The sequence below is a fragment of the Pseudomonas sp. PA-4-8C genome, assembly GCF_021606625.1.
GTDB lineage: Bacteria > Pseudomonadota > Gammaproteobacteria > Pseudomonadales > Pseudomonadaceae > Aquipseudomonas > Aquipseudomonas lactis.
Map to the genome: position 1 here is coordinate 1 of NZ_WKCD01000571.1, position 881 is coordinate 881.

The 881-nt window shown below is 58.3% G+C and carries 2 protein-coding genes; both read right to left on the bottom strand.

Annotated elements, in window-relative coordinates:
• Positions 1-586 (bottom strand): dienelactone hydrolase family protein (locus GIW04_RS31025; protein WP_236479648.1); only part of this gene is annotated, 586 nt, incomplete at its 3' end.
• A 186-nt stretch (positions 587-772) separates the two neighbouring features.
• On the bottom strand, positions 773-881 hold a 109-nt coding region (locus GIW04_RS31035), incomplete at its 5' end, for a hypothetical protein (RefSeq protein WP_236479649.1).

Here is an 881-nt window from a genome sequence, read left to right on the forward strand (position 1 = left end):
GCCAATCCACACCCGCCGCGTTCATTTCATCTTCGAACGCCGGCAGTTGCTCTTTGGGCACCAACGGGTCCGAGGCGCCATGCAGCACCAGCACTGACCCCTTGATGTTCTTCGCGTCTGCAGGGTTCGGCGTATCCAGGGTGCCATGGAACGACACGGCAGCCTTCAGCGGCGCGCCGGTACGGGCCAGTTCCAGGGAACAGCAACCGCCAAAGCAGAAGCCAAAGGTGGCCAGTTTCGAGGTGTCCACTGCTGCTTCAGTCTGGCCTTGCAGTTGCTCGAAGGCGGCTTGCATACGCTTGTTCAGCAGTGGGCGATCATTCTTCAACGGCATCATCGCCGCGCCCGCTTCATCGCCATTTGAAGGACGTACGTTTTGCCCGTAGAGGTCGGCAATCAACACCACATAGCCTTTGCCGGCAACGGCCTTGGCGATCTCTTCGGCCCCCGCACTCACGCCCATCCAGTTCGGCGCCATCAGCAGTCCCGGCAACGGGCCCTTGTGGCTGGCATCGAACGCCAGACGGCTTTCATAAGACTGGCCATCAATCTGATAGACCACGGAACGTACAGTGACTTGGCTCATCATTTTCCCCAATTCAGATGGATTGACGATGCTCCCTGTAGGAGCGAGCTTGCTCGCGAAGAACGTCAACGATAACGCGCAAATGCTGAATGAACGCGGTGATCTCACGTTTTTCGCGAGCAAGCTCGCTCCTACAGTAGAGCCAGAACGAAAAAACCCGCCGAAGCGGGTTTTTCTACAACGGTGTTAAACCGACAATTCAACCAACAGCTTGTTCAGTCGGCGCACATACGCGGCCGGGTCCTTCAAGCTGTCGCCGGCTGCCAGGGCGGCCTGGTCGAAGAGGATGTGCGAC